This window comes from Mesorhizobium ciceri WSM4083 (assembly GCF_000519305.1).
Classification (GTDB): domain Bacteria; phylum Pseudomonadota; class Alphaproteobacteria; order Rhizobiales; family Rhizobiaceae; genus Mesorhizobium; species Mesorhizobium ciceri_B.
The window spans coordinates 431,662-456,139 of the sequence record NZ_KI912610.1 but is presented as its reverse complement, the minus strand read 5'-3'; the positions used below and the strand labels follow the sequence as shown (position 1 = coordinate 456,139).

The 24,478-nt window shown below is 62.6% G+C and carries 25 protein-coding genes; 8 read left to right on the top strand and 17 right to left on the bottom strand.

The window, feature by feature from the left end; all coding sequences use genetic code 11:
• Positions 1–22 precede the first annotated feature (22 nt).
• On the top strand, positions 23–1,168 hold the full coding sequence (locus MESCI2_RS0128260) for an alpha-hydroxy acid oxidase (protein ID WP_027039398.1): 1,146 nt from the start codon (positions 23–25) through the stop codon (positions 1,166–1,168).
• Between the two features lie 9 nt (positions 1,169–1,177).
• Positions 1,178–1,723, top strand: a complete 546-nt coding sequence (locus tag MESCI2_RS0128255) for an adenine phosphoribosyltransferase (RefSeq protein WP_013529989.1) — start codon at positions 1,178–1,180, stop codon at positions 1,721–1,723.
• 165 nt (positions 1,724–1,888) lie between these two features.
• On the opposite strand, the gene MESCI2_RS0128250 is transcribed toward MESCI2_RS0128255, so the two are convergent.
• From MESCI2_RS0128250 to MESCI2_RS0128220, 7 genes are all read right to left on the bottom strand, one after another.
• Complete coding sequence (locus MESCI2_RS0128250; RefSeq protein WP_027039397.1) at positions 1,889–2,359, bottom strand: MaoC family dehydratase; 471 nt, start codon at positions 2,357–2,359, stop codon at positions 1,889–1,891.
• A 2-nt stretch (positions 2,360–2,361) separates the two neighbouring features.
• A complete protein-coding gene (locus tag MESCI2_RS0128245; RefSeq protein ID WP_027039396.1) occupies positions 2,362–2,832 on the bottom strand; it encodes a MaoC family dehydratase in 471 nt (156 codons plus the stop codon).
• Between the two features lie 123 nt (positions 2,833–2,955).
• Positions 2,956–3,930 carry a magnesium/cobalt transporter CorA gene (corA, locus tag MESCI2_RS0128240; protein WP_027039395.1) on the bottom strand — a complete coding sequence of 325 codons (975 nt, stop codon included), beginning with the start codon at positions 3,928–3,930 and terminating at the stop codon, positions 2,956–2,958.
• A gap of 233 nt (positions 3,931–4,163) precedes the next feature.
• Positions 4,164–5,267 (bottom strand): redox-regulated ATPase YchF, encoded by a 1,104-nt coding sequence (gene ychF, locus MESCI2_RS0128235; protein ID WP_027039394.1) that lies wholly within the window; start codon positions 5,265–5,267, stop codon positions 4,164–4,166.
• 90 nt (positions 5,268–5,357) lie between these two features.
• On the bottom strand, positions 5,358–6,083 hold the full coding sequence (pth, locus tag MESCI2_RS0128230) for an aminoacyl-tRNA hydrolase (protein ID WP_027039393.1): 726 nt from the start codon (positions 6,081–6,083) through the stop codon (positions 5,358–5,360).
• Between the two features lie 23 nt (positions 6,084–6,106).
• Positions 6,107–6,748: a 50S ribosomal protein L25/general stress protein Ctc gene (locus tag MESCI2_RS0128225; protein WP_023809827.1), complete on the bottom strand. Its 642-nt coding sequence runs from the start codon at positions 6,746–6,748 to the stop codon at positions 6,107–6,109.
• Between the two features lie 247 nt (positions 6,749–6,995).
• The gene (locus tag MESCI2_RS0128220) at positions 6,996–8,030 is read right to left on the bottom strand and encodes a class I SAM-dependent methyltransferase (RefSeq protein WP_027039392.1); all 1,035 of its coding nucleotides are present in this window, start codon (positions 8,028–8,030) and stop codon (positions 6,996–6,998) included.
• Positions 8,031–8,323: 293 nt separating this feature from the next.
• Between MESCI2_RS0128220 and MESCI2_RS01000000135825 the strand changes: the two genes are divergently transcribed.
• Complete coding sequence (locus MESCI2_RS01000000135825; protein WP_032901407.1) at positions 8,324–10,330, top strand: putative bifunctional diguanylate cyclase/phosphodiesterase; 2,007 nt, start codon at positions 8,324–8,326, stop codon at positions 10,328–10,330.
• Positions 10,331–10,421: 91 nt separating this feature from the next.
• Here the strand turns inward: MESCI2_RS01000000135825 and MESCI2_RS0128210 are convergent, their stop codons facing one another.
• Entirely contained in the window at positions 10,422–10,850 is a 429-nt protein-coding gene (locus tag MESCI2_RS0128210; RefSeq protein WP_027039391.1) for a MarR family winged helix-turn-helix transcriptional regulator, read from the bottom strand.
• A 149-nt stretch (positions 10,851–10,999) separates the two neighbouring features.
• On the opposite strand from MESCI2_RS0128210, the gene MESCI2_RS0128205 reads away from it, so the two are divergent.
• Positions 11,000–11,857: an alpha/beta fold hydrolase gene (locus MESCI2_RS0128205; protein WP_027039390.1), complete on the top strand. Its 858-nt coding sequence runs from the start codon at positions 11,000–11,002 to the stop codon at positions 11,855–11,857.
• Between the two features lie 71 nt (positions 11,858–11,928).
• Here the strand turns inward: MESCI2_RS0128205 and MESCI2_RS0128200 are convergent, their stop codons facing one another.
• Positions 11,929–13,170 (bottom strand): MFS transporter, encoded by a 1,242-nt coding sequence (locus tag MESCI2_RS0128200; protein WP_032901482.1) that lies wholly within the window; start codon positions 13,168–13,170, stop codon positions 11,929–11,931.
• 173 nt (positions 13,171–13,343) lie between these two features.
• On the opposite strand from MESCI2_RS0128200, the gene MESCI2_RS0128195 reads away from it, so the two are divergent.
• Entirely contained in the window at positions 13,344–14,228 is an 885-nt protein-coding gene (locus MESCI2_RS0128195; protein WP_027039388.1) for an AraC family transcriptional regulator, read from the top strand.
• 21 nt (positions 14,229–14,249) lie between these two features.
• On the opposite strand, the gene MESCI2_RS0128190 is transcribed toward MESCI2_RS0128195, so the two are convergent.
• The 6 genes from MESCI2_RS0128190 to lgt form a co-directional block, all read right to left on the bottom strand.
• Positions 14,250–15,185 (bottom strand): ribose-phosphate pyrophosphokinase, encoded by a 936-nt coding sequence (locus MESCI2_RS0128190; protein WP_013530002.1) that lies wholly within the window; start codon positions 15,183–15,185, stop codon positions 14,250–14,252.
• 237 nt (positions 15,186–15,422) lie between these two features.
• Positions 15,423–16,049: a hypothetical protein gene (locus tag MESCI2_RS0128185; protein WP_027039387.1), complete on the bottom strand. Its 627-nt coding sequence runs from the start codon at positions 16,047–16,049 to the stop codon at positions 15,423–15,425.
• 43 nt (positions 16,050–16,092) lie between these two features.
• Positions 16,093–17,244 carry a M24 family metallopeptidase gene (locus MESCI2_RS0128180; RefSeq protein ID WP_027039386.1) on the bottom strand — a complete coding sequence of 384 codons (1,152 nt, stop codon included), beginning with the start codon at positions 17,242–17,244 and terminating at the stop codon, positions 16,093–16,095.
• Complete coding sequence (gene pgeF, locus MESCI2_RS0128175; RefSeq protein WP_027039385.1) at positions 17,244–18,038, bottom strand: peptidoglycan editing factor PgeF; 795 nt, start codon at positions 18,036–18,038, stop codon at positions 17,244–17,246. The genes MESCI2_RS0128180 and pgeF overlap by 1 nt, the downstream gene beginning before the upstream one ends.
• 107 nt (positions 18,039–18,145) lie before the next feature.
• Complete coding sequence (locus tag MESCI2_RS0128170; RefSeq protein WP_027039384.1) at positions 18,146–19,234, bottom strand: class I SAM-dependent methyltransferase; 1,089 nt, start codon at positions 19,232–19,234, stop codon at positions 18,146–18,148.
• Positions 19,231–20,085 carry a prolipoprotein diacylglyceryl transferase gene (gene lgt, locus MESCI2_RS0128165; RefSeq protein WP_027039383.1) on the bottom strand — a complete coding sequence of 285 codons (855 nt, stop codon included), beginning with the start codon at positions 20,083–20,085 and terminating at the stop codon, positions 19,231–19,233. Before lgt ends, MESCI2_RS0128170 begins: the two co-directional genes overlap by 4 nt.
• 166 nt (positions 20,086–20,251) lie before the next feature.
• On the opposite strand from lgt, the gene MESCI2_RS0128160 reads away from it, so the two are divergent.
• The 3 genes from MESCI2_RS0128160 to MESCI2_RS0128150 all read left to right on the top strand — a co-directional run bounded on the left by MESCI2_RS0128160 (position 20,252) and on the right by MESCI2_RS0128150 (position 21,786).
• A complete protein-coding gene (locus MESCI2_RS0128160; protein ID WP_013530008.1) occupies positions 20,252–20,554 on the top strand; it encodes an accessory factor UbiK family protein in 303 nt (100 codons plus the stop codon).
• A 345-nt stretch (positions 20,555–20,899) separates the two neighbouring features.
• Complete coding sequence (locus tag MESCI2_RS0128155) at positions 20,900–21,400, top strand: YbjN domain-containing protein (protein ID WP_013893499.1); 501 nt, start codon at positions 20,900–20,902, stop codon at positions 21,398–21,400.
• 26 nt (positions 21,401–21,426) lie between these two features.
• A complete protein-coding gene (locus MESCI2_RS0128150; protein ID WP_027039382.1) occupies positions 21,427–21,786 on the top strand; it encodes a tRNA-binding protein in 360 nt (119 codons plus the stop codon).
• On the opposite strand, the gene MESCI2_RS0128145 is transcribed toward MESCI2_RS0128150, so the two are convergent.
• Both MESCI2_RS0128145 and MESCI2_RS0128140 read right to left on the bottom strand, forming a co-directional pair.
• Positions 21,783–22,805 (bottom strand): glycosyltransferase family 4 protein, encoded by a 1,023-nt coding sequence (locus tag MESCI2_RS0128145; protein ID WP_027039381.1) that lies wholly within the window; start codon positions 22,803–22,805, stop codon positions 21,783–21,785. The genes MESCI2_RS0128150 and MESCI2_RS0128145 overlap by 4 nt on opposite strands.
• A gap of 220 nt (positions 22,806–23,025) precedes the next feature.
• Positions 23,026–24,441 carry an ATP-binding protein gene (locus MESCI2_RS0128140; protein ID WP_027039380.1) on the bottom strand — a complete coding sequence of 472 codons (1,416 nt, stop codon included), beginning with the start codon at positions 24,439–24,441 and terminating at the stop codon, positions 23,026–23,028.
• Positions 24,442–24,478 lie beyond the last annotated feature (37 nt).

The following is a 24,478-nucleotide window of genomic DNA, read 5'->3' as shown; positions in this document are numbered from 1 at the left end:
GCATGGCCTTTGGAATTCGATGATGCGGCTCAGCGACTGTCACAACTTTTCCGATTTCCGGCGGATGGCGCAGCAGCGGCTGCCGGGGCCGATCTTCAATTACATCGACGGCGCGGCGGACGACGAGGTCACCTACCGCCGCAACGCCGAAAGCTTCGAGACCTGCGATCTGGTTCCCAACGTGCTGCGCGGGGTGAGCGAGGTCGACATGTCGGTGACGGTCATGGGCCAGAAGCTGGCGATGCCGTTCTATTGCTCGCCGACCGCCTTGCAGCGCCTGTTCCACCATCAGGGGGAGCGCGCGGTTGCCAGGGCCGCCGCCAAATACGGCACCATGTTCGGCGTCTCCTCGCTGGGCACCGTCAGCCTCGAGGAGGCGCGCAGCATCAGCAGCAGCCCGCAGGTCTACCAGTTCTATTTCCACCGGGATCGCGGTCTTAACCGGGCGATGATGCAGCGGGCAAAGGCGGTCGGCGTGGAGGTGATGATGCTGACCGTCGACAGCATCACCGGAGGAAACCGCGAGCGCGACAAACGCACCGGCTTTGCCATTCCCTTCAAGCTCAACCTCGCCGGAATGGCGCAGTTCGCGCTCAAGCCGGCCTGGGCGATCAACTATTTCACCCATGAGGGGTTCAAGCTGCCGCAGCTCGACGAGCATGTCGACATGGGTGGCGGCACGATGTCGATCAGCCACTACTTCACCGAGATGCTAGACCCGTCGATGACGTGGGACGACGTCGCCGAGATGGTCAAGCTTTGGGCGGGTCCGTTCTGCCTCAAGGGCGTCATGTCGGTGGAGGATGCAAGACGCGCCGTCGACATCGGCTGCAGCGGCATCGTGCTGTCGAACCATGGCGGCCGGCAGCTGGACGGTTCGCGGGCGGCGTTCGACCAGCTTGCCGAGATCGTCGACGCCGTTGGCGACAGGATCGACGTCATCATGGATGGCGGCGTGCAGCGCGGGACCCATGTGCTGAAGGCGCTGTCGCTCGGTGCCAAGGCCGTTGGGCTCGGCCGCTATTATCTGTTTCCGCTCGCGGCGGCCGGCCAGCCCGGCGTCGAACGGGCGCTTGAGCAGATGCGGGTCGAGATCGAACGCGGCATGAAGCTGATGGGCTGCAGTTCGATCGAACAATTGTCGCGCAACAACCTCCGTTTCAGGTAATCTCGAACCATGAAATCCTCCCTTGAAGACACGCTGCTTGCCGCGATCCGTACCATTCCGGATTATCCCAAGCCCGGCATCCTGTTTCGCGACATCACCACCCTGCTCGGCAATGCGCGCGCCTTCCGCCGCGCCATCGACGAACTGGTGCATCCCTATGCCGGCCAGAAGATCGACAAGATCGCCGGCATCGAGGCACGCGGGTTCATCCTTGGCGGCGCCGTCGCCCATCAGCTCTCGGCCGGCTTCGTGCCGATCCGCAAGAAAGGCAAGCTGCCCTACGAGACGGTGCGCGTCGCCTATAGCCTGGAATATGGGCTGGACGAGATGGAGATGCACAAGGACGGCGTTGCTCCGGGCGAGAAGGTGATCCTTGTCGACGATCTGATCGCCACCGGCGGCACCGCGGAAGCGGCGGTCAAGCTGCTGCGCCAGATCGGCGCCGACATCCTCGCCGCCTGTTTCGTCATCGACTTGCCGGACCTCGGCGGCCGCGCCAAGCTGGAGGCGCTCGGCGTGCCGGTCAGGACGCTGATAGGGTTCGAAGGACATTAGGTTTCTCCCTCGCCCCGTTTACGGGGAGAGGGAAGCGAAGCGAGCAACGCGAGCGGAGCAGGGTGATGGGTAAGTACGACCGTCGAGTTTAAGACACCAACGCTGGCGCCGCCCCTCATCCGCCCTTCGGGCACCTTCTCCCCGTAAACGGGGCGAAGGAAAAAGCTACTCCACCTTCACCAGAACGGCGCTTTCGAACTCGAGCACCTTGTCGCCGGTGGAATCGAAAGCTTCCGAACGCAGCGCCAGAAGCCGCCAGCCGGGGCGTGAGGCGATCGGGCGGTGCGACAGCGCGGTGCGCGTGAAAGTGATGGTTTGCCCGGCATAGACCGGCTTCAGCCATTTCAGGTTCTTGAAGCCGGGCGAGGGGCCGAATTCCGGTACCGGACCGGGACCGCTCCACGCAGCGATCTCGGCGTCCATACGGTTTTCCAGATTGAGTTTCATCCAGGTCGCGGCCGTGTGCCAGCCGGATGCGCAGAGCCCACCGAGCACGCTTTTCTTTGCAGCCTCCTCGTCGATATGGAAGATTTGCGGATCGTATTTGCGGGCGAAGACCTTGATCGCCTCGGGCTCGAATGTGTGCGAGCCGAGCGTGACGGTGGTGCCGATACGGAAGAACTCGTCCAGTGTCATGCTTAGCTCCCCGCGGCATCGCGCGTTAGGAACATGACCGAGTTCTCGAGTTCGAAGACGCTTTCGCCACGCTGGTTGAACAGTTCGCTGCGCATGGTGACGAAGCCGAGTTGCGGCTTCGATTTCGACAGGCGCTTGGCAACAACCACCAGGGTCCCGGTCAGTTGGTCGCCGGCCAGGACCGGCTTCTTCCATTTGACCTGATCGACTCCGGGCGCGCCCTGGCAGGTCGAGTCCAGCAGGAACGCGTCGCACAGCATGCGCATGAACATGGCGCAGGTGTGCCAGCCCGACGCGGCCAGCCCGCCGAGGATGCTGGCCTTGCCGGCCTCCTCGTCGAGATGCATCGGCTGTGGGTCGAATTCTCCGGCGAATTCGACGATCTCGGCGGCACTCACGAGTTTCGAGCCGAGGTCGATCGATGCGCCCTCGATGAAGTCCTCATAGGCCCATGTCTTTATCTCTGCAGTCATGGTCTGGAATCCGGCTTGTCGACCCACAATCCCCAGGATCGGGGTTTCCGGATGCAGGCCGGCGTTCATTTGGTCAAGCGATTTCTACTGCGCCAGCCTGGGGCAGCCGATCGACAAGGCCACTCAGAGCCAGCCGCGGCGGCGGAAATACCAGAAGGGCAGGATCGCCGACAGCACCATCATGGCGATGGCGAAGGGATAGCCAAGTTCCCATTTCAGCTCCGGGATGACGTCGAAATTCATACCGTAGATCGAGGCGACCAGCGTCGGCGGCAGGAAAATGACGGCGGCGACCGAGAAGATCTTGATGATGGCGTTCTGCTCGATCGAGATCATGCCGAGCGTGGCGTCTAGCAGGAAGGAGATCTTCTGCGACAGGAAGGTGGCGTGGTCGGCGAGCGACAGCACGTCGCGAGACAGCGTCTTGATGCGCGCCTTGGTGTCCTTGCTCATCTTGGTGCGGGTCGAGGCATGGGCGAAAAAGCCTGCCAGGCGCTGCAGCGAGATAAGGCTGTCGCGGATCGAAGACGCGATGTCTTCCTTGCGGCCGATGGCTTTCAACAACTCCTGGAAGTCGCGATTGCGCTTGGAAACCTTGGTCGAGCGCGCTTCGAAGATATCGCGCGAGATTGCCTCGATGTCGCGGCCGGCACGTTCCAGAATATCGGCGAGGCGGTCGACGATCGCCTCCAGCAAGCCGATCAGGATGGTGTCGCCGCTGGTGCAGCCGGTCGCCACCTTCTCGGCGCGCTGCGGAAAGGTCTTGAACGCTTTCGGTTCGTGATAGCGCACGGTGATCAGCCTGGTGCCGGCGAGCACGAAGGTGACAGGCGACATCAGGGGATCGTCGACCTCGGTCTGGGCGGGCAGGGTGGCGGTCATGAAATAGGCGCCGTCCTCGACATAGAGGCGGCTCGAAATCTCGATCTCCTCCATCTCCTCGCGCGTCGGAATGGCAACGCCGAGCCAGGTCTCGATCGTCGCTTCCTCTTCCTTTGACGGGTTGAGCAGGTCGGCCCAGACGACATTGTCGCCGTCTTGCAAGAGATCGTCGACGGCGCGCAGGCGGTCATTGTCCACGACGAAGGCCTTGATCATCGCCTGATATCCCTTGCTGGGGTCAAAGGGTGCGTTCAGAATGGACGCGTCGTGTCGGATTGCCACGGTTCTCGGCGCCAGCGCCGACCGTGCGTCTGCCGCTTAGACCTGTGACATGACAAAATCAAGACAAGCTGCCGTCCGGCGGATGGCCGCCGTCCGCTTGGAAAACTCGTCGAGAAAGCTTCGCAGACAGCTCGCCGAGATGTTTTGGATGCCCGGCCGCCGAGGCGTCAAGTATTGAACTTGAACAGCAGGATGTCGCCGTCCTGGACGACATATTCCTTGCCTTCGTCGCGCGCCTTGCCGGCTTCCTTGGCCGCCACTTCGCCGCCCAATGTAACGAAGTCGTTGTAGGCGATGGTCTGGGCGCGGATGAAGCCGCGCTCGAAATCGGTGTGGATGACGCCGGCGGCTTGAGGGGCCTTGTCGCCCTTATGGATGGTCCAGGCGCGCGTCTCCTTCGGCCCGACGGTGAAATAGGTGATGAGGTGCAGCAACTCGTAGCCGGCGCGGATCACCTTGTTCAGGCCGGGCTCGTCGAGGCCGAGCGAGGACAGGAATTCCATCTCTTCCTCATCGGAGAGTTGGGCGACCTCGGCCTCGATCGCGGCCGAGATGACGACGGTGCTGGCGCCTTGCGCCGCAGCCATGTTCTCCACGACTTTGGTGTGCTCGTTGCCGGTGGCGGCGTCGGCTTCGGCGACGTTGCAGACGTAGAGGACCGGGTGCGAGGTCAAAAGATTGAGCCCCTGCAGGATGCGCAGGTCTTCCGCCGAGATGCCCTTGAGCAGGACGCGGGTCGGCTTGCCGGCTTGCAGCAGTTCGAGCGCCGCCTCCATCATCGGCAGCACGGTGGTTGCTTCCTTGTCCTTGCTGCCGGCGCGCTTGCGGAATTGCACGATGCGGCGCTCGAGGCTGTCGAGATCGGCGAGCATCAGCTCGGTTTCGACCGTCTCGGCATCGGCCACCGGGTCGATGCGGCCTTCGACATGGGTGATGTCGTCATCCTCGAAGCAACGCAGCACATGCACGATGGCGTCGACCTCGCGGATGTTGGCAAGGAACTGGTTGCCCAGCCCTTCGCCTTTCGAGGCGCCACGCACCAGGCCGGCAATGTCGACGAAGGAGATGCGGGTCGGAATGATCTCCTTCGACTTGCCGATGGCCGCGATCTTCTGCAGGCGCGGATCGGGCACCGCGACCTCGCCGGTGTTCGGTTCGATGGTGCAGAACGGATAGTTGGCGGCCTGCGCCGCCGCCGTCCTGGTCAACGCGTTGAAAAGCGTCGACTTGCCGACGTTGGGCAAGCCAACGATGCCGCATTTGAAACCCATTGTTATCGGTCCTATCGGGAAAATCGAAATTTGATCAGGGCTATGGGCGATAGGGGTGATGAACGTCAAGCCCTGCGGCGCCGATCCCGCTCAGTCCTTGCCGCCGAACAGCTTCTTCAGCATGGCGGCCATCGGGCCGGATTCCGGCAGCTTGGCGGGCACCTGTTGCGGGCGGGCCTGGCGGATGTGGCTCTGCTGCTTTGAGCCTTGCTGCTTTGGCGCCGGCTTTTCCGGTTCCGCGCCGGCCTTGCCCTGAACGGCGAGGCTGGCCTTGTTCATGAAACCGGATTCGTCGCCCTTGGCGATCATGGCGGCGTTGTCGGCGATCGCGTCGAGCAGCGGTTCGAGCCATTCGCGGTCGGCCTTGTCGAAATCGCCGAGCACATGATGCTGGACCATTTCCTTGACGCCGGGATGGCCGACGCCGATGCGCACGCGGCGATAGGCATTGCCGACATGGCCGTCGATCGAGCGGATGCCATTGTGGCCGCCGGCGCCGCCGCCGGTCTTGATGCGCAGCTTGCCTTCGGCAAGGTCGATCTCGTCATAGAAGACGGTGAGCGCGGAAAGCTCGAGCTTGTAGAAGCGCAGCGCTTCGCCGACCGACTGGCCGGACAGGTTCATGAAGGTCTGCGGCTTGATCAGGACGATCTTTTCGCCGCCGAGCGTGCCCTCGGCGATCAGGCCCTGGAATTTCTTCGACCAGGGCGAAAAGGAATGGCGGCGGGCGATTGCGTCCGCCGCCATGAAACCGACATTGTGCCTGTTGTTGGCATATTTCGCGCCCGGATTGCCGAGGCCTGCAAAGACAAGCATCGTCTGCTCCGGGCGGGAAAGAGTTACTTCTCTTCGGCGGCAGGAGCCGCTTCAGGTGCAGCCGCTTCAGCCGTCTCTTCCGTCTCCGGCTTCATCGCCGACGAACCGGCAATAGTCGCGATGGTGAAGTCGCGGTCGGAGATCACAGGCTTCACACCAGCCGGCAGCTTGACCGCCGAGATGTGGATCGAGTCGCCAATGTTGGCGCCGGTGAGATCGACGGTGATGAATTCCGGGATCGCATTGGCCGGGCAGTGGAACTCGACTTCGTGACGGACGATGTTGAGCACGCCGCCGCGCTTGATGCCGGGCGACTTGTCCTCATTGATGAAGTGGACAGGCACGTCGACATTGACCTGGGTGTCCTTGCCGATGCGCAGGAAGTCGACATGGACAGGGAAATCCTTGACCGGGTCGAGCTGGAAGTCCTTCGGCAGGACCTGGATCTTCTTGCCGTCGACATCGATCGTGGCGATCGTGGTCAGGAACCCGCCGCCATGGATCTTGTAGTAGATGTCCTTGTAGGTGAGCGCGATAGCCAGGGGAGGCTGCTTGTCACCATAGATTACTGCAGGCACTTTACCGTTGCGGCGAACTGCACGGGCGGACCCCTTACCGACCTGTTCGCGTGCTTCGGCCTTGAGCTCGTAAGTGTCGTGGCTCATGGCATTTCCTTTCGGTTTGTTCTGGAGCGCTCACGGTTGGCAGAGCCTGGACCGTAAACGTCGAAAGCCGACATACCCATGCATGATCTGGTCCGAAAACCGGAATCCACTTTTCGGGATCATGCGGGAAGGCGGCCTTCCGCCGCGTTGCCTCCAAGGGTGTCTACGCGGGTGGCGGCTCTATAGCGGAAGGCGGCCGGAGGTGCAAGCCAAAGGCACGCCCGGCCTGGTGCAGTCCAGGGGGGCGCTATCCGCGCTTTTCGATGACGGCATAAAGCACGTTGCGGTTCTCGCCGAAGAACACCTGCGCCTCGACGGTGTTGCGGTCGACGCTGGCATTGACGATGTTCCACATATCGATCTCCGATCGCAGCAGCAACACCCAGTCCATGAATGTCTCCCGGTAGCCGGCGTCAGGCGTGCCCTCGGCGTAGTTTGCAAACAGGAACGTCCCGTTCGGCTTCAGCATCTGCAGGCAGGTTTTCGTGAGTTTCACGGCGACGTTGTGGGCGAGGTAGTCGTAAAGGCCGGAGGCGTAGATGAAATCGAATTTGCCGAGCTTGTGGCCCCGCGTGAGCACGGTTCGCACCGAGCCGTCGATGGCTTCGACCACGGTGCCCTGGAAGTCGCGTGAGATCAATCCGACGCTCTGGGGATCCTGATCGAGCGCAACCCAGCGCTTGAGACGGCCCTCCGCCAGGGCGACCGAGCGATTGGCCTCGCGCAAATGGCCGGCCGCGATCGCCAGGACCTCGGTTTGCGGTCCATTCTTGGTTGCGATCTCATCGACATATCGGGTCAAGAGATCGCGCCGTTCCCGCGCAGCGACGCATGACGGTACGTTCTGGGTATGGCTATAGAGCGCCTTGCCGACCTCCGAGGCGTTCGCCACGCTCTCTGCCACGTGCGGATCGCAATAGATGTAATCAAGCAACTGCGCGTCGCCGGAATAGCCCCTGGGCTTGGTGAAGGACCAGTGCGTCAGCGGATCCTCGAGAAAATACTTCAGGATCGGATGGTTCTGCGCCACCGGTATCAACGCATGCCAAACGTCGGGATGAACCTTGGAATGCAGGCCATTGAGGAAGGACAGCAAGCGACCGACGATCTCGGCGGGGTTCTTGTCCTGTTCGATCTGCTGCTGTGTCGCGTGGAGAATGAGCGCCAGCTCCGCGCGCGCGGTTTCGAACGCCTCCCCATGATGCTCGAGCTTTCCCCGAGGCAGCGTGCCGGCGAGCATCTCGGCAGTAATCAAGCTTTTGCCATCAAGAACGGTCTGCACGCCATCACTCCATAGTTAACAGTCGGTTAACTTATTGCGTAGAATGCTCCCTTTGCCAATGTCGGGCCGACGGCATTTTATCTTTATGATTAATTTCCCGCAAACCATGTTCCTCTTTAGACGGCTTCCGGCCCGAATTCCGGGTTCGAGTTAACGGAAACTTGTCTTGCCCGATTGCATTTGTTTGCCCGGCGTCGCAATCGCCGTCCCGTCCTAAGGAGCCGGCCCGCGTGGGGGCAGAAGCTGGAAATGAGTTCGGAAAACAAAATCCCTTTCAAACGGGGTCTATTGTGATGAACGAACACCTGTCATCCGTGTTGGTCGATGCGGTTGATGCGGAGCCGTACGAGCCGCGCTATGAACTGAGCGCCGACGAGCTCCGCACCCTTTACCGCACCGAAGCGCAGGCGACGCGAAGAGGAGAAGCCAGGCCAGGGCTTTGGATCGCGGTTGCCATCTATCTCTTGTTTTCGGCAACCGATCTGCTGCTGATCCCGGATGTTGCGGCCTACACGATCACGGCGCGCTTCGCGGTCGGCTTGAGCGCGCTTTTGATCCTCGAAGCACAGCTTCGCCGGGGGATTGGAACGGAATGGCTCGACGTGACCTGTGCCGGAGCCATCATCTTCGGCTATGTTGGTTGGTTGTGCCCAGCGGTTCTTGGCGCGGACAAGGAAAGCGTCTCCTACTATATGGTCTTCGGGACCATATTCATGATGAGCGCAAACCTTTTCTTTACGTTCAATTTCAAGCTTTCCATCGTAACTTCCGCAATAATATTGTGCATACTTTACATCGTGAATTATTTCGTTCCTTCAACCCTTACATACAAAATGGTATTCGGGGCTTTCTATATATCCTGTTTCACGTTCACCTCGTATGTGAACTGGAAGCTGAATGAGGAACGCTACAACGTCTTCCTGAATGCCCTGGAAGCCAAGATCCAGCACAATGAGGCGACCGAACGCGGCAAGGCCCTGCTGAGATTGTCGCGGACCGATCCGCTTACAGGTCTGGAGAACCGGCGCGCGATCGACGAGAAGCTGCGGGACTACTGGAGCGATTGGCAAAAGGTCGGCACCAGTTTCGGGGCAATCCTCATCGACGTGGACTTCTTCAAGAAATTCAACGACTGCTACGGCCATCAGGAAGGCGACCGCTGCCTGATCCATGTCGCCAATGCCCTTAGCGAGATGATCAAACAGTACAATGGCTCCATAGGCCGCTATGGCGGTGAAGAGTTCATCGTCCTGGCTCGCATGGAGAAAAAAGAGCAGATCCTGGATATAGCGGAAGCCATTTGCAGTACGGTCGAGAACCTGGCGCTGACGCACGAGCTGCGGCGCGACGGCGTCTCGATCGTAACCGTGAGCGTTGGCGCGGCATTCACCAGGACGCAGACCGGCGCCAAGCTTGAGAAGATCATCCACGAGGCCGACCGCGCGCTTTATCTGGCAAAAGCCGGTGGCCGAAACTGTGCCCGGCTGTTCGACCCAACCGATCCGCAAAGCAGCGACGAGAGCGAGAACATTGCGGCTTTGCTGAAGATAGCGATCGGCCAGAATCTCGTTTCACTGGTTTATCAGCCTATCCAGGATGTCAAATCGGACCGGGTTGAAGCGGTAGAGGCTCTGATGCGCCTCAAAATGCTGGACGGCACATCGGTTCCGCCGAGCCTGTTCATTCCCGTCGCGGAACGAACAGGCGCGATCCTGGAACTCGGGCGTTGGGCGATAAGGACGGTGTGCGCCGAACTCCTGGCTGACGACCACGTCCGTGTCGTCAGCGTCAACGTCTCCCCGATCCAGCTTAAGACGCCTGGCTTCGCAACGTCTGTCGCGACCATTCTGGGCGAAACCGGCGTCGCCGGCAGCAGGCTGGCCTTCGAGATCACCGAAGGGCTGGAGATGGAGATGCACTCGGACATTCTGCGCTGCATCAGCGACCTGAAGCTGCTCGGGATCAAGATATGGCTTGATGATTTCGGGACGGGCTTTGCGGGCCTTTCGTGGCTTCGCCTGATCGATTTCGACACGGTGAAGATCGACCGCTCTTTTCTGCACGACTGCAGCTCCCTGAGCGGCAAGGCGATGCTGCAGGACATCATCACCCTGGTTCGAAATCGCGGCCACAAGATCCTGGTCGAAGGGGTGGAAACCGACGAACAGATGGCTCTGATGCGCGAATTCGGCATAGACAAGATCCAGGGCTTCCATGTCGGCCGCCCCGCTCCCGCCGTCAGTTTCCAGGCAAAGCGGGCCATGCGCAAACGGTCATTTGCCGTGCTTAAGTCCGCATGATGGTGGCCTCTTTCCGACGTTTGGCTTAGCCGCCCTCAAAAGCCGTGCTGATTGCAATCAACCCATGACTGGCCAAGCGGCTACGTAGGGGCTACCGGTCGCCGGTCAACGCGTTGCGTAGCGCCTGGATCTGCCGGTTCAAGGCATCGAGCTCGGCCAGCGTCATGCCCGAGCGTTCGACCAAGGTCTCGTTCAGACAGGTGCATTGCACCAGCAGCCCGCGCCCGGCTGATGTCAGATCGACCTGCACCTGGCGTTCGTCGGTCTGACTGCGCTGGCGGGTCACCAGCCCGGCCTGTTCCATTCGCTTCACCAACGGCGTGACGGTGCTCGATTCCAGAGCGAGCCTGTGGGCGATGGTGCCGACCGACATGCCGTCGGCCTCTCCAAGTGCGTTCAGCACCAGGTACTGCGGATAGGTGATGCCCATCTCGTCCAGCATCGGCTTGTAGGTGCGGTTGATCGCCATGCTGGTGGCATAGAGCGTGAAACAGAGCTGATTGTCCAACGGGAGAGGCACGGCGCATTCCTTTTGCCAATGGGCATCAATTCGATACCACGAAAAATGATATCGCGATACATATTTTTGTAGACAAGGGTTTTGGGCCTCGTTAGCTGTATCGTTATCGCGATATTGTTTATCGCGGAAATTACCAGAAGGAGATTGAGATGACCTCGCAAACCAAGCCCAGCTCCGGCAGCGGCACGATCACCACCAAGGACGGAACCCAGATTTACTACAAGGACTGGGGGACCGGGCAGCCTGTCGTCTTTCATCACGGCTGGCCGTTGAGCAGCGACGATTGGGACGCCCAGATGCTGTTCTTCCTGTCACAGGGCTACCGTGTCATTGCCCATGATCGCCGAGGCCACGGCCGCTCGACCCAGACGGATATCGGTAACGAGATGGATACCTATGCCGCCGATGTGGCGGAACTTGCCGCCCATCTGGGTCTCAAGAACGCCATTCATGTCGGCCATTCGACCGGCGGCGGCGAAGTGGCACGTTATGTCGCTCAATATGGCGCCGGCGGTCGTGTCGCCAAGGCAGTGCTGATCGGCGCGGTACCGCCAATCATGCTCAAGACCGCGGCCAATCCCGACGGCCTGCCGATCGAGGTTTTCGATGGCTTCCGCTCCGCCCAGGCAGCCAATCGCGCCCAGTTCTTCCGCGACGTTCCATCAGGTCCGTTCTACGGCTTCAATCGCCCCGGTGCGGAGGTATCGCAGGGCGTCATCGACAATTGGTGGCGCCAGGGCATGATGGGCGGCACCAAGGCGCATTATGATTGTATCAAGGCCTTCTCGGAAACCGACTTCACCGAGGATCTGAAGGCGATCGACGTGCCTGTGCTGGTCATGCACGGCGACGACGACCAGATCGTTCCCATCGCCGACTCGGCGCTGCTGACGATCAAGCTGCTCAAGAAGGGCGAACTCAAGGTCTACAAGGGCTTCCCGCACGGCATGGCCACGACCCATGCGGACGTCATCAACGCCGACCTGCTGGCCTTCTTCAAGGCTTAAGGCCTTTCCGAAGGGACTACAAAGCACCCGCCCTCAGGCGGGTGCAGTTTGTGGGTTCAGCCCCGCCTGATCTAGGCGGCTGCCTGCGCCTTGCGTGCTTCCTTCATGTTCGGCAGGAACACGGTCAGCAATCCAAGGAACGGCAAATAGGAGCAGATCTGGAAGACATAATCGATGCCCTTCATGTCGGCGACGACGCCGAGCACGGCCGCCGCGATGCCGCCCATGCCGAAGGCGAAGCCGAAGAAGATGCCGGCGATCATGCCGACGCGGCCCGGCACGAGTTCCTGCGCAAAGACGACGATGTTGGAGAAGGCCGAGGACAGGATCAGCCCGATCAGCACCGTCAGCACCATCGTCCATTCCAGATTGGCGTAGGGCAAGGCGAGCGTGAAAGGCAGCACGCCGACGATGGAGAACCAGATCATCGCCTTCTGCCCATAGCGGTCGCCGAACGGGCCGCCGAGCAGGATGCCCAGCGCCGAGGCACCGAGGAACAGGAACAGCATGACTTGGCTCATCTGCACCGAAACGCCGAACTTATGCATGGAATAAAAGGTGTAGTAGCTGGCGAGGCTGGCGATGTAGGCATTCTTGCTCAGCACCAGCAGTGTCAGCACGATCAATGCGTTCATCACCTTGCGGCGCGGGAAGGGCGAAACGAAGCTTGGCGCCTTGCGGGTGCCCTGCGCGGCACGCAGCCGGCTGTACCAGCCGCCGACCTGCCACAAGACGATGATGCCGATCAGCGAGCCGATGGCGAACCAGGAAATGCTGGTCTGGCCGAACGGCACGACGATGAAGGCCGCCAGCAGCGGCCCCATGGACTGTCCGAAATTGCCGCCAACCTGGAACAGCGACTGCGCCAGGCCGAAGCGGCCGCCGGAGGCGAAGCGGGCGATGCGCGAGGATTCCGGATGGAAGATCGCGGAGCCGATGCCGATCAGCGAGGCGCCGATCAGGAGCAGCGAATAATGCCCGGCATAGGCGAGCACGATCAGGCCGATCAGCGATGACGCCATGCCGTAGGGCAGCGAATAGGGCATTGGCCGCTTGTCGGTGATCATGCCGATCACGGGCTGCAGCAGCGACGCGGTCACCTGGAAGGTGAAGGTCAACAAGCCGATCTGCCAGAAATCGAGGCCATAATTCTCTTTCAGGAGCGGGTAAATGGCCGATAGCAGCGACTGCATGATGTCGTTGATGCAGTGGCAAAAGCTCACCGCCAGGATGACGGTGAAGGCCGTCGCCTGGGCTGAAGCGTGACTGGTGGTCGCCGGTGGGGCGACGCTGGCCGCTGTCGTATCGGTCAAGGTAGGCTCCGTGGTCTTTTTGGCGGGCACACCCGCAGGCAGTTGACGGACGCTCCTGCGGCCGCCTTGTCGGACGCTCCTGTGGAGCGCCTGGGGACGGTGCCTTATAAGCCGCTTGCGACACGACTTCTTTCGTGGTTTGGTCCAATAGTTTCGCGAGTGGGCCATATCGAATGCCGCACGGCAAAGAAGTCTTTCACGCCGGCAATGCCAATCTCGGCCAGTTGCACGAGAGCCGCTGGCAGTGGCTTGAGCAAGTGGCGGGGCCGGCGGTGGCATTGCCGACCGAATATCCCGACGGCTACCGCGTGCCGCAGCACCGCCACAGCCGCAGCCAGCTCTTGCATGCGCTTGTCGGCGTGGTGCTGGTGACGACGCGCTACGGGCGCTGGATGGTGCCGCCCGACCACGCGATGTGGATTCCAGCCGGCACCGAGCATTCCGTCGAGATGCTGGGCGATGTCTCGATGCGTTCGGTGTATGTCATGCCACAGGCGATCCCCGGGCTGCCCGAAGGCTTGCGCGTCGTCGGCGTCACCGACCTGATGCACAGCCTGATCGTGGAATCGGAAAAGCTGCCGCAAGGCGGCGTTCTGGAAGGACGTGGTGGGCTGATCATGAACCTTTTGCTGCACGAAATCCCGACCTTGCCGGAACGGCCGCTCGGGCTGCCATTCCCGTCCGACCCAAGGCTGTCGGCGCTGTGCCGGCGCTTCGTCGCAGCACCATCGCCGCACGCGACGATCGATGAATGGGCCGATGCAACCGGCATGAGCCGGCGTTCGTTCACGCGCGCTTTCCAGCGCCAGACCGGCCTGTCGCTGTCGACATGGCGCCAGCAGGCCTGCCTGTTCGCGGCGCTGCCCAGGCTGGCGGACGGCGAGCCGATCACCAGGGTGGCGCTTGATCTCGGCTATGACAGCGTGCCGGCCTTCATCACCATGTTCAAGCGCATGCTGGGGACCTCGCCGCGCGGCTATATGCGCGGCGCACGCGAGAGCGTCGAAGTCGCTCGTCGCCTGATCGGGCCGGTTCGGTTGGAAATCCCTGCGCCTTAGGGAGCGGGTGCCGATCCTAAATTAGTCGAACAGGCTCGATACCGATTCCTCGGTCGCGGTGCGCGAAATGGCTTCGCCCATCAGGTCGGCGATCGAGATGACGCGGATGTTGGGCGCGTCGAGCACGCCCTGGGTGGGCTGGATGGAATCGGTGATCACCAGTTCCTGCAGCTTCGAGCCGCTGATGCGGGCAACCGCACCGCCCGACAGCACGCCGTGGGTGATGTAGGCGGTGACGCTGGTGGCGCCGTTGGCCAGCAGAGCATCGGCGGCGTTGCACAGCGTGCCGCCGGAATCGACGATGTCGTCGATCAGCAGGCAATCCTTGCCGGCGACCGCGCCGATGATGTTCATGACTTCCGATTCGCCGGGCCGTTCGCGGCGCTTGTCGACGATGGCCAGTTGCGCATCGAAGCGCTTGGCCAGCGCACGGGCGCGGACCACGCCGCCAATGTCGGGCGAGACGACCACGACGTTGCCGAGTTGCTTGTATTTGGCCTTCACGTCGCGGGCCATCACCGGCACGGAGAACAGATTGTCGGTCGGGATGTCGAAGAAGCCCTGGATCTGGCCGGCATGCAGGTCAAGCGTCAGAACGCGGTCGACGCCGGCGCGGGTGATCATGTTGGCGACCAGCTTGGCCGAGATCGGCGTGCGGCCGGAGGCGCGGCGGTCCTGCCTGGCGTAGCCGAAATAGGGGATGACCGCCGTGATGCGCTTGGCCGAGGAACGCATGAAGGCATCGATCATGATGAGCAATTCCATCAAATGATCGTTGGTTGGGAACGAGGTCGATTGCAGGATGAAGACATCCTCGCCGCGCACGTTTTCCTGGATTTCGACGAAGATTTCCTGGTCGGCGAAGCGCCTGACCGTGGCTTTGCCCAGCGGGACGTTGAGGTACCGGGCGACCGCTTCGGCCAGCACCCTGTTGGAATTGCCCGCGAAGAGTTTCATGCACGGTTCCTGGTGGAGGATGATGAGACCTGACGGACTCGCTTGCGCCCTTTAACCGGGCTTTTAGCGGCCCGCGCCGGTATTGCAAGCGCCGAGATCGGGAATCCGCCGGCTAAACTCAAGAAAGCTCCGCGCCATCGCCGGGCTGCAACAGGGAGCAGCGGACTTGTGCTGCTCCTTCTTCCCGTTGGGCATCGGATTTTCCCAAAACCGTCTCCACTTTGGGGTCCGATGCCTCTAGCCCGCCTTGCCGCCGAGCCAGGCCGCGAATTGGTCGATGGTCTGGTCGGCGATCGCCTGCATGGTGGCCGGCGAGACCCCCTTCCAGCTGTCGCCCCCCGCGCTGGCACCGGATTTCACCGACGGCGCCTTCTGCTGGCCGTTGATGCGGTGCAGGCGGTTGCCGGCGGGATCATAGACGTCCCAGACATAGATGACGGTGGTGTCGGCGCCTTCCGACATCGTCGAGAAATAGCCCTTCAGCACATGTGTCACGGTCTGGTCGGCGCTGCCGGCGAGCGTGATGCCGCGCTGCCTGGCGCGGGTCTGCAATTCCGCCGTCAGAGGTGTCGCGGCTTCCACCGAAGCGCCGACGATCGGCGCGATCTGCAGGCGGGTCTTCGACAGGATGGCGGCGCTTTGGGCTGAAGTGACCGGTGCGGCGGTGGTTGCGGGAGCGCCCGCCGTGCTGGTGGCGGGCCCGGCCGGAACCGTTGCTGCCGTGTTGCCTGACGTTGCGGGCGTCTGGGTCGACGACGCCGGCGGGGTGATCGCCGACGGTTCGAGCACGTCCTTTGCGTTGGTGCAGGCGGCAAGAGCCAATGCCACAAGCAATGACACGGTCGTCACATGCGATCGTCTCATTTGCCTTCTAACTCCTTGGCGAAGAACGCCTCCCATTGTGGATTCACTTTACGATCAAGTCGAGATCATGGCGGGACAGCGGCTTGGGCTGGGATTCGGTGGTCAGGTAGGTGCGGCCAAGCGTCATCGCCGTCTCGGTGTCGGAGTCCATGATGATCATATGGGCGAACAGCGTCATGTTGGGCGCGATCGGTTCGGGATTGCCCTGGTAGAACATCGGCATGTCCATCCAGGACGGGGTGAAGCGGGCGCCGACCGAATAGCCGCAGGCGTTCAGCCGGTGCTTGGTGAGGCCGTGCGCCTCCATGGTGCGGGCATGCGCATCGAAGACGTCGCCGAAGCTGTTGCCCGGCATCATCGCCTTCTCGACAGCCAGGAGTGCCGCGCGGGCGGCGTCGAACAGTTCCTGATGGCGCTTCGACACCTTGCCGGTCAGCACCGTGCGCATCATCGGCGCATGGTAGTGGTTGAAGACGCCGGCCCATTCGAGCGTCAGCTGGTCGTTCTTGGTAAGCTTGCGGCGGCCGGCCTTGTAGCGGCACAGCAGCGCATCGACGCCGGAGCCGATGATGAATTCGTTGGCCGGATAGTCGCCGCCGCCGGCAAAGATCGCACCCTGCATGGCGGCCAGGATCAGGGCTTCGTCGCCGCCTTGCTTGATCAGCGGCAGCGCCGCGTCGAGCGCATCGTCGGAGAGATTGGCGGCCTTTTCGGCCTTGGCGATCTCGGCCGGACTCTTGAACAGGCGCAGCCGCCCGACAATGCCGGACGCATCGGCGATCTGGCCGAAGGTCTGCAACTGCTCGTCCAGGCGGCGGCCATTGAACGCGGTCAGGCCGTGGGTGTCGTATTCGACACCGATGCGGGCACCGAGCAGGTCGAGTTCGTTGAGCAGATTGCGCAGGTCTACCGCCGGATTGGCGCCATTACGGTCCGTCCACAAGACGATGTTGTCGATAATCGAGGTCTGACGCGCCTGGCGCAGATCGGCCGAGCGGGTCAGGAGCACCATCGAACCGTCGGCCTTCACCACCAGGCACTGGAAGAAGCAGAAGCCGAACGTGTCGTAGCCGGTCAGCCAGTACATGCTCTCCTGCGCGAACAGCAGGATGGCGTCGAGCTTCTTTTCGGCCATCTCGATGATCAGCCGGTCACGCCGCGCGTCAAATTCAGATCGTTCAAAATGCAGCGCCATTATTCCCTCTCCAAGACAATTGCCGAAACCTGCCGGCCGTAATCGGGCTCCTTGCGATGCGTGGTGCGCCGGTAGGAGTAGAACAGGCCTTCCTCGGCGTAAGTGCAGCGGTCGAGCCCCTCAGCCGTCACGCCGGCCTTGGCCAGCCGGTCAACCGTGTAGCGGTTGAGGTCGAACATGGCATGGCCGGCATTGGCGGACGGTGCGAAATAGACGATGTTTTCGGCGTCGGCTTCGACAAAGCGGGCGACGAATTCCGGGCCGACCTCGTAGCTTTGCGGGCCGATGGAGGGGCCTAGCACGGCGACGATGTTTTGGCGCCGGGCCCCGAGGCTTTCCATCGCCAGGATGGTGTTTTCGAGCACGCCGGTGAACGCGCCTTTCCAGCCGGCATGCGCGGCGCCGATGATGCGCGCCTCAGCATCCGCGAACAGCACGGGGCCGCAATCGGCGGTCGAGGCGCCGATGGCGATGCCCGGCCGGTCGGTGACGATGGCGTCTGCCTTGGGTCGCTCGCCGGCAAAGGGTTCGCTGACGATGATGACGTCGGGCGAATGGACCTGCCAGGCGGTCAACAGATGGCTCGCCGGCACGCCCATCCAGGCGGCGACGCGGCCGCGGTTCTCGGCGACCAGCGCCTGGTCGTCATTCGATCCGGTGCCGATGTTGAGGCCCTGGTAGATGCCGCTGGAGACACCGCCGATGCGGGTGAAATAGCCGTGGCGGATGCCTTGTGCCTGCGCCTTGTCCAGCAGCGGCGACCGAACGGGATCCGGTTTGGTCTGATTCAGCATGCGGGCGTTGTTGTCCGTGTGGGCGGTTTCGTCAAGAAGAAGGTGCTTGGTCGAGAACAGGCGCCGCAAAGCGCGGACGGGAGATTGGGAGGGGCGGCGGTAAAAAGTCAATCCGCCCCGGCGAAGGGCCGAACCGCCACGCCGCGAGGCAGTACCGCAAGCACCTTGAACAGCTCGCCCATGGCTTGCGGCCCTGCGAGGCGCTCGACGTCGCCGGCGATCTTTTCGCGCGCCGCCTGGCCGGCATCGGCGCCAAGCCGGCCGGCGCGCTCGAGGATGCCCATGCCGAGCAGGAAGTCGCCCTGTGTCGTCAGATGGGCTTCGAGGCCATGTGCACGCACGATCGCGGCAAGGGCGGCGAAATCGACGTGAGAGGTGAGGTCGGCCTCACCGGGATTGGCCAGCACATCTTCGTGATCGTGGCTGCGCAAGGCCTGCAGCGTGTCCCCGACACCCGACTGGAGATGGCCGTAGTCGAGAAACAGGCCGGCGCCACCATGCCTGAATATGCGCTCGGCGATTGTTGCCATGAGCGCGGTGCGGGCTGGCGCCACTTCGGCGATCGAACCTTGGGGCGCGTCAGCGGCATCGGCGGGCAGCAGCGTCGGGTCGACCGCGCCGGCGCCGGCGAAGAAGCAAAGGTCGTTGGTCTCGTCGAGGCCGACCATGCGCTCGCGCCAGCCGGCGCCGGCGCGGATGAACTGGCGGATGGGCACGGCGTCGAACAGTTCGTTGCCGACGATGAACAGCGATTGTTGCGGCAAGGTCTCGATGGTTTCATGCCAGCCAACCGCGAAAGGTGTGACGCCAAGCGTCTTTTTTTGCACCTCGGTCAGGCGCGGGCTGGTCTCGATCATGGCGAAGGTGGCGCCGTTGGCCAGGTCAGGATCGAGCCGCGACAGCGTGCGCAGCATGTCCTTCATCAGCGTGCCGCGGCCGGGTCCGATCTCAGCGATGGTGGCCGACCGCGGCCGGCCGCTCGCCAGCCAGGCTTGATAAAGCCACACGGCGACCAGTTCGCCGAACATCTGGCTGATCTCCGGCGCGGTGATGAAGTCGCCGCCCGCACCAAAAGGCTCGCGCGTCGTGTAGTAGCCGTCCGCCGGGTCGAACAGGCAGAGCGCCATGTACTCGTTGACGGGAAGCGGCCCCAGGGCCTCGATCAGGTCGACGATGCGGGTCTTCAGCCGTGTCATGCCGGCTGCGGCTGTGTCACCGGCTTGGCGGTCGCCATCGCCCAGATGCCGGCCAGCACCATCGGCGACGACAGGATCATGCCCATGGTCAGCCAGTTGGTGCCGAGGAGATAGCCGAGCTGCTGGTCGGGCTCGCGGAAGAACTCGACGAAGATGCGCGACAGGCCATAGCCGCAGATGAAGGCGCCGCCGACGAAGCGCGGCGTCTTCAGCTTGAGGCGCGAATGGGTGAGGACGCGCAGCACGAGGAACAGCACCACACCCTCGAGCAGCGCCTCGTAGAGCTGGCTCGGATGGCGGGCAAACGGCCCGCCATTGGGAAACTCGAAAGCCCAGGGCACGTCGGTTGGCCGCCCCCAAAGCTCGGAATTGATGAAATTGGCGACGCGCACCAGGCCAAGGCCGACCGGCACGCCGGCCGCCACGACGTCAAACAGAGACCAGGTGCGGATGCCGCGCTTGATGGAAAACAGAGTCATGGCGAGGATGACGCCGAGCAGGCCGCCATGGAACGACATACCGCCTTGCCAGACCGCCAAGATGTCGAGCGGGTGGGCGATGTAGCGCGCCAGATCATAGAACAGGACATAGCCGGTGCGGCCGCCCAGCACGACGCCGATGGCCGCCCAGACGATGAAATCGTCGAGATCCTCCGGCTTCATCGGCAGGACGCCGTTCGGCCACAGCCTGGCATTGCCGGCGAGCCGCTTGGCATACCACCAGGCAAACAGGATGCCGACGATATAGCCGACGCCGTACCAGTGCACCGCCAGCGGCCCGATCTGGATGAGGATCGGGTTGATGTTGGGGAAGGGCAGGGAGGCCAGCGGCAGCAGGAAATATTCGTTCAACGGGGAGCTCTCGGTTGCGATCGCATTTGGTCGCGGACCATGCGGCAGGGTTTTGGCAGGGTCAAGGCAAGGTGGGCGCCCTCGACTTGATGCCGCAGCGCGGCGCAACATGCTTGCATTCGACGCGCAGCGCCACTAACTCAATTCAAGCAAGCGAGGATTTGCCATGTCGACCGGACCGAACCGCATTCTCGATGAATTCGCCAAGCTGATGACCGACGCCGCCGGCGCCGCCCAGGGCGTGCGCCGGGAGGTGGAGACGGCCTTCAAGGGGCAGGCCGAACGCATTCTCAACACCATGGACGTGGTGCAGCGCGAAGAGTTCGAAGCCGCGCGCGAGATGGCCGCCAAGGCGCGGGAAGAAAACACCCGCCTTGCCGCCCGCATCGAGGCGCTCGAGGCGAAGCTTGCCGAACTGGCCGGCGACGCCACACCGGCGACGGCGGCCAAGCCGCGCACAAAAAAATAATCGTTAAACTTTTCCACATAGCCCGATCCTGAAAAGCGCTTTGCCGTGAATCGCTTAACGGCATTGCATGAATCTTTGTGACAGCGGCTTTCCACATGCGAATGACGCAGTGCGAAAAATTGGGCTGTTCACGCGACTCCCGATCAATAGACTGAATTTGTTGCATGATTCGGAGCTGGGTCATGCGACCGGGCGGTGGGGTCCGGTCTGGGGTCTTTGCGTCGAGAAGTAGTCTTTTGCGCGAAGAAAGTCCTGGCCGTCCGAGTTCTAGACAAGATTGTTCGTTGTGTGTGCCCTCCCGCGGAGCGTGTGGCGGCGCTCGTACAGAACGACAGGAAGCATTCCATGGAACTTCTCGAACTCGAATTCTCCCGCGAAATCCATCCGGTGGATGTTATCGAGCAGGTGGCCCACAACAACGACTGGTCCTTTGAGCGGGCCGGCGACGACGAGATTTCGATCTCGGTTGCCGGAAGCTGGACCGACTATCACGTCTCCTTTTCGTGGATGGAGGATTTCGAGGCGCTGCACCTGGCCTGCGCCTTCGACATCAAGGTGCCGGAGACCCGCGCGCTGGAAGTGATGCGGCTCTTGTCGCTGATCAACGAGCAGATGCTGTTTGGCCATTTCGACCTCTGGGAGCAGGAGGGCGCGATCATGTTCCGCCAGTCGCTGCTGCTGGCCGGCGGGGTCGAGCCGTCGAGCCAGCAGGTCGAAGTGTTGCTGTCGTCGGCGCTGGAAGCCTGCGAATGCTATTTCCAGGCGTTCCAGTTCGTCGTCTGGTCGGGAACCTCGGCCAAGGACGCCCTGGCCGGCGTGCTGTTCGAGACCTACGGCAACGCCTGAGTCCCCCTAAGGCAGACAAGACCAAGATGAGTTCGAACAGCGAGCGCAAGCCCGAGATCATTTTTGCCGATTTCGATCGTGTCGACATCCGTGCCGGCACGATCGTCGAGGCCGAACCGTTTCCGGAGGCGCGCAAGCCCGCATTCAAGCTGAAGATCGATTTCGGCGCCGGCATCGGCATCAAGAAATCGTCGGCGCAGATCACCAAATACTATACACCGGAGACGCTGATCGGCCGGCAGGTGTTTGCGGTGGTCAATTTCCCGCCGCGCCAGATCGGTCCATTCATGTCGGAAGTGCTCACGCTCGGCTTTCCCGACGAAGAGGGCGCCGTGGTGCTCGGCGCGATCGAGCGTAAGGTGCCGGATGGCGGGCGGCTGTTTTAGGCCGCCAGCTTGCGCGTCGTGCCCAGCGCTTCCTCGACCGTATCCATGAACATTTCCGCACAGACCTTCCAGCTGTAGCGCATGGCGCGTTCGCGGGCTTCGGCACGGTCGACGTTGAGCGCGGCGAGTGAGGCCTCGCGCAGATCGTTGGAGACCGCGCCGCCAAAGCCGTCGCCGACGATGTCGATCGGCCCGGTCACCGGATAGGCGGCGACCGGTGTGCCGCTGGCCAGCGCCTCTATGATGACGTTGCCGAAGGTGTCGGTGCGGCTGGGGAAGACGAAGACGTCGGCCGAGGCATAGATCTCGGCCAGTTCGTCATTGGGGCGGTGGCCGAGGAAATGTGCTTGCGGGTATTTCGCCTTGAGCCTGGCAAGCTCGGGGCCTTCGCCGACGATCACCTTGCTGCCCGGCAGGTCGAGGTCGAGGAAGGCGGAGAGGTTCTTTTCGATGGCGACGCGGCCGACGCAGAGGAAGACCGGGCCCGGGAAGCCGAGGTCCTTCTTCTTGTCGGGCCGGAAATGGTCGGTGTCGACGCCGCGCGTCCACGGCCGCAGCTTGGTGAAGCCGCGCGCCGAGAGGTCGTCTGCGAGCGACTGGGTGGCGACCAGCGTGCCCTGGCCGGAATTGTGGAAATCGCGCAGCCAGCGATAGGCCCAGCTTTCCGGCACCGGCAACCGTGCGCTGAGATATTCGGGAAAGCGCGTGTGATAGCTGGTGGTGAACGGACGGTCGGCATTGCGGCAATAGCGCCGCGCCATGATGCCGAGCGGTCCTTCGGTGACGATGTGGATGTGGTCGGCCTTGCCGGCGTCGATCAGGCGCGCGACATGGCCGGGCGTGGTCAGCGCCAGCCTGATGTCGGGGTAGGTCGGCAAGGGCAGGGTGCGAAAGATGTTCGGCGTCAGGAAATCCACCGCGACATCGAAGGATTTCAGCGTCTCGGTGAGCCGCTCCAGCGTGTGGACGACGCCGTTGACTTGCGGGCGCCAGGCGTCGGTGACCATCAATATGCGCATGGCGGCCCTTTGCAGGAAAGGTCGACGGTTGCCTTGAGACGATGCCGGAACGGCGACCAGCCTGCTGCTCTCGCTTCGCTCCAGCGCACCCGGACGGGTACGGGGTCGAAGGGAGGCGGCAAGACCGAATCAATTGAGGTCGCGCGCTTCATGCGCGCTCTTGATCATGGTTTCATGACGGGCGGATGAAGCCAGTCTCCACTTTTCGGAATCGTGCCGGTTATGCGGGAACCTTGATGATGGCGCGCAGTCCGCCGAGCGGGCTGTCTTCAAGAGTGATGTCGCCGCCATGCGAGCGGGCGATGTCGCGGGCGATCGACAGGCCGAGCCCGGTGCCGCTGGCATCGAGGTTGCGGGCCTCGTCGAGCCGCACGAAAGGCTTGAACACGTCTTCGCGTCGGTCGGCGGGAATGCCCGGACCATCGTCGTCGATGGTGACCAGCAGCGAGCCGCGGCCATGGGTGGCGTTGACCTCCACCGTCTTGGCATAGCGGAAGGCGTTGCCGATGACGTTGGACATCAGCCGGGCAAAGGCATTGGGCCGCACATGCACATCGGGCTCTCCGGCAAGCGTCGTCGACAGCTTGCGCTTGCGCAGCCTGGCTTCCTCGTCGAGCTTCTCGAAATAGGCCTCGAGATCGAACCGTCCGGCGTCTTCCGAAGCCTCGCCACGGGCAAAGGCGAGATAGCCTTCGAGCATCGACTGCATATCGTCGATGTCCTGGTCGAGCGCGGCCTTGGTCTCGGCCTTGCCGCCGGAAAGCGCCAACTGCAGCTTGAAGCGGGTGAGGATGGTTCGCAGGTCATGGCTGACGCCGGTCAGCATGGCGGTGCGTTGCTCGATCTGGCGCTCGATGCGCTCGCGCATCTGCATGAAGGCAAAGCCGGCGCGGCGAACCTCCTCGGCGCCGCGCGGCCGGAAGTCGCGCGGCATCGGCCGGCCCTTGCCGAAACTTTCGGCGGCTTCGGCGAGCATCAGGATCGGCCGGATCTGGTTGCGCAGGAAGGGAATGGCGATCATCAGGAGCACCAGCGAGGTGCCGACCATCCAGATCAGGAAGATGTGGGTGTTGGAGGCATAGGCCTGGCTGCGGCGCACGAAGACGCGCAGCACCTTGCCCTCGAGCTGCACGCGCACCTCGACGATGTTGGAGTTGCCGACCGTGTCGATCCAGAACGGCCGGTTGATCTGGCGGGTGATCTCCGACGAGAGAACATCATCCAAAATCGAGAAAAACGGTTTTGGGCCGGGCGCGGGCAGCGGGTCGGGCGGCAGGAGGTCGACCTTCAGCTGCATGCGGTCCTGGGCGATGCGGATGATGTTGGTGTAGTCGGCATCGCGCGGATAGGTCTCGATCAGGTCGATGATGGCGGCGATGTCGCGCACGGTGGCCTGCGACAGGCGCTGCGTCACGGTTGCCCAATGACGTTCCATGAAGACGAAGGCAACGACCGATTGCAGCAGGATCATCGGCGCGATGACGATGATCAGCGAGCGGGCATAGAGCCGCTTGGGCATATAGAGCGAGACAAGGCGCCAGAAGCGGTTCCAGGCGCGCGGCACCGCCTTCAGCGTCCGCGCGGCGCGTGCGCTCAAGCCGCCATTGCCCGGCTGTTCCAGTTCCGTGGTTGCCATTCGCTCTTTTCGCTTGCCCGCAGCCGTTCAGCCGGCC

Coding starts and splice junctions, on each gene's coding strand:
- MESCI2_RS0128250 (WP_027039397.1), bottom strand. CDS start 2,359: ATGACACTGGACGAGTTCTTCCGTATCGGCACCACCGTCACGCTCGGC.
- ychF (WP_027039394.1), bottom strand. CDS start 5,267: ATGGGTTTCAAATGCGGCATCGTTGGCTTGCCCAACGTCGGCAAGTCG.
- MESCI2_RS0128155 (WP_013893499.1), top strand. CDS start 20,900: ATGGAACTTCTCGAACTCGAATTCTCCCGCGAAATCCATCCGGTGGAT.
- MESCI2_RS0128195 (WP_027039388.1), top strand. CDS start 13,344: ATGCCGCACGGCAAAGAAGTCTTTCACGCCGGCAATGCCAATCTCGGC.
- pth (WP_027039393.1), bottom strand. CDS start 6,083: ATGCTTGTCTTTGCAGGCCTCGGCAATCCGGGCGCGAAATATGCCAAC.
- pgeF (WP_027039385.1), bottom strand. CDS start 18,038: ATGCTGAATCAGACCAAACCGGATCCCGTTCGGTCGCCGCTGCTGGAC.
- MESCI2_RS0128170 (WP_027039384.1), bottom strand. CDS start 19,234: ATGACACGGCTGAAGACCCGCATCGTCGACCTGATCGAGGCCCTGGGG.
- MESCI2_RS0128260 (WP_027039398.1), top strand. CDS start 23: ATGCGGCTCAGCGACTGTCACAACTTTTCCGATTTCCGGCGGATGGCG.
- MESCI2_RS0128245 (WP_027039396.1), bottom strand. CDS start 2,832: ATGACTGCAGAGATAAAGACATGGGCCTATGAGGACTTCATCGAGGGC.
- MESCI2_RS0128190 (WP_013530002.1), bottom strand. CDS start 15,185: ATGAAACTCTTCGCGGGCAATTCCAACAGGGTGCTGGCCGAAGCGGTC.
- MESCI2_RS0128150 (WP_027039382.1), top strand. CDS start 21,427: ATGAGTTCGAACAGCGAGCGCAAGCCCGAGATCATTTTTGCCGATTTC.
- corA (WP_027039395.1), bottom strand. CDS start 3,930: ATGATCAAGGCCTTCGTCGTGGACAATGACCGCCTGCGCGCCGTCGAC.
- MESCI2_RS0128145 (WP_027039381.1), bottom strand. CDS start 22,805: ATGCGCATATTGATGGTCACCGACGCCTGGCGCCCGCAAGTCAACGGC.
- MESCI2_RS0128180 (WP_027039386.1), bottom strand. CDS start 17,244: ATGGCGCTGCATTTTGAACGATCTGAATTTGACGCGCGGCGTGACCGG.
- MESCI2_RS0128140 (WP_027039380.1), bottom strand. CDS start 24,441: ATGGCAACCACGGAACTGGAACAGCCGGGCAATGGCGGCTTGAGCGCA.
- MESCI2_RS01000000135825 (WP_032901407.1), top strand. CDS start 8,324: ATGAACGAACACCTGTCATCCGTGTTGGTCGATGCGGTTGATGCGGAG.
- MESCI2_RS0128205 (WP_027039390.1), top strand. CDS start 11,000: ATGACCTCGCAAACCAAGCCCAGCTCCGGCAGCGGCACGATCACCACC.
- MESCI2_RS0128160 (WP_013530008.1), top strand. CDS start 20,252: ATGTCGACCGGACCGAACCGCATTCTCGATGAATTCGCCAAGCTGATG.
- MESCI2_RS0128185 (WP_027039387.1), bottom strand. CDS start 16,049: ATGAGACGATCGCATGTGACGACCGTGTCATTGCTTGTGGCATTGGCT.
- MESCI2_RS0128225 (WP_023809827.1), bottom strand. CDS start 6,748: ATGAGCCACGACACTTACGAGCTCAAGGCCGAAGCACGCGAACAGGTC.
- MESCI2_RS0128255 (WP_013529989.1), top strand. CDS start 1,178: ATGAAATCCTCCCTTGAAGACACGCTGCTTGCCGCGATCCGTACCATT.